7 protein-coding genes and 2 pseudogenes are annotated in these 5,388 nt (G+C 43.9%); 3 read left to right on the top strand and 6 right to left on the bottom strand.

The genetic code is table 11. The features are described from left to right. The 5 genes and pseudogenes from Xsze_RS23435 to Xsze_RS20080 all read right to left on the bottom strand — a co-directional run. Window positions 1-76, bottom strand: a pseudogene (locus tag Xsze_RS23435) (DUF1281 domain-containing protein); the annotation flags it as partial. 104 nt (window positions 77-180) lie between these two features. Beyond that, entirely contained in the window at window positions 181-480 is a 300-nt protein-coding gene (locus Xsze_RS20065) for a TA system toxin CbtA family protein (RefSeq protein WP_408909177.1), read from the bottom strand. Then, entirely contained in the window at window positions 477-1,022 is a 546-nt protein-coding gene (locus Xsze_RS20070) for a hypothetical protein (RefSeq protein WP_038241380.1), read from the bottom strand. Before Xsze_RS20070 ends, Xsze_RS20065 begins: the two co-directional genes overlap by 4 nt. A gap of 120 nt (window positions 1,023-1,142) precedes the next feature. Then, window positions 1,143-1,556 (bottom strand): antirestriction protein, encoded by a 414-nt coding sequence (locus tag Xsze_RS20075; RefSeq protein ID WP_244590088.1) that lies wholly within the window; start codon window positions 1,554-1,556, stop codon window positions 1,143-1,145. A gap of 91 nt (window positions 1,557-1,647) precedes the next feature. Next, complete coding sequence (locus Xsze_RS20080) at window positions 1,648-2,202, bottom strand: antirestriction protein (RefSeq protein ID WP_244431868.1); 555 nt, start codon at window positions 2,200-2,202, stop codon at window positions 1,648-1,650. Window positions 2,203-2,653: 451 nt separating this feature from the next. Between Xsze_RS20080 and Xsze_RS20085 the strand changes: the two genes are divergently transcribed. From Xsze_RS20085 to Xsze_RS20090, 3 genes and pseudogenes are all read left to right on the top strand, one after another. Continuing rightward, window positions 2,654-2,929 (top strand): hypothetical protein, encoded by a 276-nt coding sequence (locus tag Xsze_RS20085; protein WP_038241376.1) that lies wholly within the window; start codon window positions 2,654-2,656, stop codon window positions 2,927-2,929. 123 nt (window positions 2,930-3,052) lie between these two features. Beyond that, window positions 3,053-3,229: pseudogene (locus Xsze_RS21915) on the top strand (IS982 family transposase); the annotation flags it as partial. Between the two features lie 301 nt (window positions 3,230-3,530). Then, entirely contained in the window at window positions 3,531-4,535 is a 1,005-nt protein-coding gene (locus Xsze_RS20090; RefSeq protein ID WP_038241374.1) for a hypothetical protein, read from the top strand. 157 nt (window positions 4,536-4,692) lie between these two features. Here Xsze_RS20090 and Xsze_RS20095 read toward each other — a convergent pair. Further along, window positions 4,693-5,388 (bottom strand): integrase domain-containing protein (locus Xsze_RS20095; protein WP_099139175.1); only part of this gene is annotated, 696 nt, incomplete at its 5' end.

A 5,388-nucleotide genomic window follows, 5' to 3' on the forward strand; every position in this document is an offset into this window, starting at 1 on the left:
AGACCCACTGTTGCATCACATCGATACAGACGGATTTGCCGGTAATTTCCAGTTGATTGGTGCACCATTCTGCCATGGTTAAGTTCCTCACTTGAGTGATAAAAGTAAACCGGAGGAACCGCCCGTTAGGGGAGCCGTTCCCCCCGATGGGTAGATTGAAAAAAGGTGATTAAAAAAAGATTACGGTTTGGCTTGCTTTAACAATTTGTCAGCCAGACCACTGTCAAAAATGACCATCAGTTCATCGTGGATATCCAGATAAGGCGTACTGCGCGGATCTGCCTGCACGTTCAGCCGGGTTAAATCGTATTTATCCACCAAGGCGTTAATGGCTTCTGACGGCCGGACACCACGGATTGTCAGCGCCGCCACGGTGTCGGTTTCACACAGTGCCGTGTCAGTCAGATTCAGGCCAAAATGCCGTTTCAGTAAAGCGGCGGCAATCACCTGCCAAACGGTTAAACGTGCTGTGGTCATCATGCGGCCTCCGGCATACTGACCGATACACCGTGCCGGAGAATATCCCGTACTTCACTGCACTGCTGATAACGGGATGAAACCCGATGCAGTGACAATAGATGTGCCTGGTGCCATAACGCACGTGCCGCCGGCGCATTCTGCCAGCTCTGTTCAAGCATTGCGGCCTGACATAACCGCTGTTGCTGTCGTTCCAGTGACAGACGTTCCGACGTCAATGTGACCGGCTGCGCCCAGACAATTTCGTCATCAAACCGGCCGCCGAGCACTTTTCTGTCCTGCGCGTCAACAATCATGACAGTCAGTGGAAAAAAAGCCCGCTCACACTGGCCGGATAACGTCTCCGGTGCCGGCCAGTCCCCCATGATCTTCAGACGTTGTACTACCTCTGTAATGGTGGCGGCTTCCCCTATCGTCAGGGTATCTGTCAGCAATGAGTGTGGCACTTTGGGATGTTGTCGCAGGCCGGTTACCTGGGCGGTAAACAATGCCTCATGTAATACGGAGCCGGCATCATCCGGTGCCGGTAAAAAAAGTGGGTTCATGATGGTGTTCCTTGATTTCACATTAAATAAAGAAAACACCCGCCCGGAACCGGGAAGGTGTTTTAGCTTCCCTGGTCAGGCGCTGAAGAAAAACGTTAACAGCCTCATGTGCTGATAACGTCAGTGATGATGATTGTTGTTATGAATAAATGACAGGCTGATAGCTGCTTCTTCAGGCTTCAGTGTCATGACCGTTCTTATCAGGTCGTTTTCCGGGTGCTGCTGCGCATACTCCTTCAATGCACAAAACCGATACGCTTCCTCATTCGGTTCATCCAGCACCGCAACACGGGCCAATACGATTGAGGTAACCGCCAGTCCGAAGGCATCAGCGGAGAGTGTCACCGTCAGTTGCGTGTCCGGCAGGTAAATCGAATAGGTTTCCGCATGCGTCGGCACCAGGTAAGTCAGCGATTCAGAGACCTGTCGGCTTGTCCACTGTTCCGGCTGGTGAACGCCGCATAACGTTGACGCGGTATTTGCCAGCAGGAACCCCAGAAACAACCGTTCCAGCGGGGTCTTGTCGGGAAACACGGCCGACAGCGCAAGACTGTCCAGCATAATGTGTTCATGGTTTGGCATCACATTCTCCCTTTAAGCCCAAAGCCGCCCGAATGCACTGAGCCTAGGGATGCTGCAACGCCGCATATTCACGCAGGTTACAAAACTGCTCAGCATACTCGCCTTGCTTCATCAGAGCGGCCAGATAACCTAATACGGTCAGGGTCACCATCAGCCCGAACGTATCAGCGGAGACTTCAGCGTTAAAGTCCGTTGTCTTGACGTTGACAACATATGCATCCGACCATGTTGGTACGACATAAGCAACGGTATCTGACACCTTTCGGAACTGCCACCGATCACGCCGGTAATTTTCACATAGCACAGCAGCCGCTTTAACGAACGTGTGATCCAACAACATCCGCTCCAGTGAACTGGTTTGCGGAAAAAGGCCAGCAAAAGGGGAATGTTCAGACACGGGCGCAGTGTGCGCCGTGGTCGGGGGTGTATTTTGTTGCATGGTATTCTCCTGAATAAAAAAACGGAGAACACCGACCCAATGGGAAACGTGTTCCCCGTTGGGTGACTGGCCGGTTGGCCATGATGGATAAGATGAAACAACCTTCATCGTCATCAGACTAACGATATCTGCTTCCAAAGGTGCGCAGATGTACCACACCGTAGTGTACTCCCTTGCAGGCTACAGGAGTGTTGCTGTCGCTGCCCGAAGGTGATCCTCACAAGCGACCGGATCATCGATAAGTTTGACTACGCTAATCAACGGACATCATCAGGTCAATGGGTAATTCATTTTCTGAGGCAGAAAATAATGTGAGGAATACGATGGGCTTTTAGCCGGGAGAATAATTGTCAATTCTCATTTCACGCGGTGACCTGCTCTGCTCGTTTGGTCTAACACATTTATGCACCGAAATGAGCTACCCTCCACGGTTTAAGTTCAAACAATGAGTACTTACCTGCAAGTTTAAGTACAAATATTGCTCAAATAGATGTAGTGTTACATGTATAACAAGAGCAAGCAGCAGACAAATTAATCGTTTAGACTCTTGGTTTTCTGCTGTTTCAAGCATATATTTAAATTTGAATACTCACCTTAGAAAGGAATTTATATGAATCAAAATGAAATGAGTGAAATAAGGACAATGGTTGCGAACAAGGCACATGCTTTTTCTCAACCAATCAATTTGGAAAAGTTAATTTCTGATGGACTTATTAAGAAAGTTGGTAAATCGTATTATACCGACGACTTCAACGCCTTGCCGGAGAACATAAAGAAGCGAGTGAGCAGTATAAGTAAAGGTCGTTACGGTATCAGGATTGTTTTTACCAAAGAAACAAAAAAAATGGCAAAACTAGCCGAAGAATTTAAACTGTTCCGAGAGTAAAAATTTAGATATAACAAGGTGCTGTAATTAACCTCACATTGTCACGAATTTTGGCACCTAAAATATTGCGCCAATGTTCGGCAACTGTGCTTAGCGTTAGAAATTAACGCACATCAGAATAAAATAGAAACCGTCAATGATAAATTAAAAAATATTTACCAGATAGAACACTCAAAACACCGGAGTGTTGTCGGTTTTTTGTTGGAGGTGGTATCTGGCTTACTTGCTTATACGTTCCAACCGAAAAAAACGAGCTTAGGTTTACTTACTCAGGAAATCGTAGTGCTTAAGCAGAGTTGAGGTCCATTAAGGGTGCCAGTAATGTCAATATGTTGAAGTGAAGCCTAATCTTTATTCATGCAAAAAAATAGAACATAGTTCTGGAGTGCTAAACTTTATCCATATGATTTTTATCGCTTTTATCCTATTCAGGCACGACTCTCTCACAGTAAGAGCAACCATAGCCAGACAATACCCATTTGATGGAAGATGGAATTTTTCTCGGATTTCTTCCCACACCCCCTATTGCCTATCTAGACTCTAAACTGTATATTTAATCATCGATCAATATTAAACCAAAATCACTGTGTCAGGAGCTTAAATGGCAGAAAAATCTGAGTTTTTTTCAAGTTTTATTGAAATTGAAAATCGCGCTGCATTTTCAAATGAACAAGAAATTAGCCCGGAAAACTTCAAGGAATTAATTGGACAATATAAGTTTGATGAAGATGTTGTATGCCAAGTTAAAGGAGCAAAAGGGATTTGTCATCAAAATCATAAAAGTGGATGGCTTGGTATTACTACAGATGGTAAAGAGGCTTTAATTGGTGGTCATTGTGCACGAAATTATTTTAAGGCAGATAAAAATTTTAATCTTGAAAGAAAACGTGTCAAAAAAGAAATTGAAAGAAAAAAAGCGCTAGATAAAATACAAGAGTATCGTGCTCAAGTTTTAATTTGGAATGAGGAACTTTCAAATCTAAGAGCTAGTCTTATTGAAACACGAAAAAAAGCAGAAAAATTTTACGGAATTTTTCCTAATGTAATATTACAGTTTATTAATAGCGCGCAAAAAAACAATAACTGGGAAATAAAGATAGACATATTAAAAAAAACCAATATCGACATTGAAAACAATAAAACCCAATGGATTGTGGGCACATTATATAATTTGAAACCGATCCCAACGATGCAGAAAATAATTAGCCTTATGACTAAGATAAAGCATCTAATTGATACTTACCATGAAGTTTGCAATCTTAAACCTGAAGAAATAAAAACACCTAAACTAAAGAAAATAATTGAAACATTATCTGAAAAGGAAAACTATGAAAATGAATGCAACTCATATAAAAACGAGATGAAAAAATTTTTAGAACCACAAAATTTGGACGCGCTAATCTATATATGCAATGACTCAGAAGATGAATTTTTAACAACAAAATCCATTTTATCCATATCAAATGCCAAGGTTTCATCTGAAGCGCACATAAATTTACGAATTAGGCGTATAAAGGAAAGAACCGAAAAACAATTTGGTGGTTCTAAAATAAGAAAGAACCAATTAATAGAAAAATATCAAAAAAGAAATGCATTTTCTATTTGATTTTCTAACGTTCTGTAGGGATTATGCACACAATCCCTACACCTGAGTAAGTACCGGACTGTTAATTTATATAGTTCTCACATAATTACAGCAGCTATCTAAATAATTACTGATCTTTTAATACAAAATATAGTATCGTTAGCAAGATAAAAATACACTATTCATTCCCATTGTTTTGATAATACACCTGCCGAATATAACGCCCCCGCCCATCACCATGCCCCAAATCCATTGACACCAGTGCCAACGCTTCCCGCTCACTGAGACCCTGTTCTTTATAATACGCACCAGATTGCTGTGCAAAATGGTAGCGCATGCTGTGTGGTGCTTGCTTGCCCACCAACCCGGCACGTCTGACCACATAACGGTAACGATCTATCGCCTGATGGATCTTGGGCTTATTAATCAATCTGCCACTGCACTCTGCCTGTTCACGCTCCGCATAGGCAATAGCTTGTTGCAGAGCCTCCCGATCCAGTATGACCGTCTGCCTTGGTCGCCCGCCTTTGGTGCCAAACACCACCCGCACAGACGTATAATCGTTCTCCAGCGCTTTTTTCCAGGTGGCTAAAGACTTGTAGGCTTCCACCGCTTCTTTGGTACGCAGTCCCAGCACATAGGCCAGTTGCATCACCGCTGCCACGCCACGATCTTTTTGCTCGACCTGCTGAAAAATGTCGCTGAATGCTGCCGGTGTCAACGCGGCCTTCATGCCCTTACGGCTCGTATCCGCAATACCGAGTGCCCGGTTGCTCAGACGCGGATTGTCCGGTGCAGCCAACTTAAGCTTTCCGGCCTGCGCTAAAATCGCTCTCAGTGCTGACATCTCATTTTGAAGTGTCCTGTGACTGAT

The sequence above is a fragment of the Xenorhabdus szentirmaii DSM 16338 genome (genome assembly GCF_002632585.1).
GTDB classification, from domain to species: Bacteria; Pseudomonadota; Gammaproteobacteria; order Enterobacterales; family Enterobacteriaceae; genus Xenorhabdus; species Xenorhabdus szentirmaii.

Bases quoted from the DNA above. Each gene is read 5' to 3' on its own strand.
- Xsze_RS20065 (WP_408909177.1), bottom strand. From the start codon at position 480: ATGATGACCACAGCACGTTTAACCGTTTGGCAGGTGATTGCCGCCGCT.
- Xsze_RS20070 (WP_038241380.1), bottom strand. From the start codon at position 1,022: ATGAACCCACTTTTTTTACCGGCACCGGATGATGCCGGCTCCGTATTA.
- Xsze_RS20090 (WP_038241374.1), top strand. From the start codon at position 3,531: ATGGCAGAAAAATCTGAGTTTTTTTCAAGTTTTATTGAAATTGAAAAT.
- Xsze_RS20085 (WP_038241376.1), top strand. From the start codon at position 2,654: ATGAATCAAAATGAAATGAGTGAAATAAGGACAATGGTTGCGAACAAG.